Origin of the sequence: Nitrosospira sp. Nsp18 (assembly GCF_900103145.1) — a bacterium.
Lineage (GTDB): Bacteria > Pseudomonadota > Gammaproteobacteria > Burkholderiales > Nitrosomonadaceae > Nitrosospira.
In genome coordinates this window covers 1-1,173 of record NZ_FMWY01000061.1, presented here as the reverse complement: position 1 = coordinate 1,173, position 1,173 = coordinate 1, and the positions used below count along the sequence as shown (strand labels likewise).

General features: G+C 57.7%; 1 protein-coding gene. It reads right to left on the bottom strand.

Annotated features, from left to right (window positions below):
- Positions 1-21: 21 nt before the first annotated feature.
- Complete coding sequence (coxB, locus tag BLS94_RS14410) at positions 22-1,095, bottom strand: cytochrome c oxidase subunit II (protein ID WP_256325456.1); 1,074 nt, start codon at positions 1,093-1,095, stop codon at positions 22-24.
- Positions 1,096-1,173 lie beyond the last annotated feature (78 nt).

The following is a 1,173-nucleotide window of genomic DNA, read 5'->3' as shown; positions in this document are numbered from 1 at the left end:
GCCATGGTGTCCTCCTTGATGCTATTTTCTGAACTGGTTGATTTCCGATGGCTGCACCACGTCGCCTGCGGTATTTCCCCAGGCGTTGCGTTCGTAGGTGACCACCGCCGCGATTTGTACATCCGACAGGTGCTTGAATGCGGCCATTGCCGTGCCGGTCTTTCCATTCATGACAATGTCGACATGGCCGGCCTTGGGACCGTTGGCAATCTTCGAGCCGGCCAGCGCGGCAAAGGTCCCGGGTATGCCCTGGCCATTGGCCTGATGGCAGGCAACACAGTTGGCGGCGTAGACTTTCTCGCCTTCGGCTTTCAGCTCTTCCGCCGTAAATTCTTTGCTCACGTCTTCGGCCGCCGCAGCCGTCTTGCTTTTCTGTTCAGCCACCCACTGCGCATATTTCTCGGGCGTCACCGCTTCTACGACGATCGGCATGAAGCCGTGCTCCTTGCCGCAGAGTTCGGCGCATTGGCCGCGATAGGTGCCAGGCTTTTCAATGGTGAACCAGACGTCGCGTATGAAGCCGGGGATGGCGTCCTGCTTTACGCCCAGGGCAGGTACCCACCAGGCGTGCAGTACGTCGTTGGCGGTGAGCAGTACGCGTATCTTCTTGCCGGTGGGCACGACCAGCGGGTTGTCTACTTCCAGCAGGTAGTTCTCACCCTTGGGCGTGGTGTTCTCGATCTGGTCGCGGGGGGTGGACAGGCTGCTTAGGAAACTGATGCCTTCTCCTTCGCCCGTCAGGTAGTCGTAACCCCATTTCCACTGGTAACCCGTGCTCTTGATGGTGATCTCGGAGCTGGAGGTGTCCTTCATGTCGATGATGGTCTTGGTGGAGGGATAGGCCATGCCAACCAGGATGAGGAACGGGATGCCAGTCCAGATGATCTCGACCGTGGTGCTGTGATGGAAGTTCGCCGCCGGGTAGTTCAAGGATTTGCGGTGCTTGAGTATGGAATACAACATGACCCCGAACACACCCACGAATATCACCAGGCATATCCATAAAACCAGCGTGTGCAGATCGTATATCTGCTGGGCTATCGGCGTTTGCGGCTCGGGCAAGTTTAACTGGTAAGGGTCCGCCGCTGCCGCCATTCCCAGTCCGGAATACAATGCGGTCGCCACAATCCCAACTATGGTTGCTGCTGCTTTGCTACTCATATCTCCCCCCAC

Excerpts from the sequence above, each read along its gene's own strand:
- coxB (WP_256325456.1), bottom strand. The coding sequence starts at position 1,095 with ATGGCGGCAGCGGCGGACCCTTACCAGTTAAACTTGCCCGAGCCGCAA.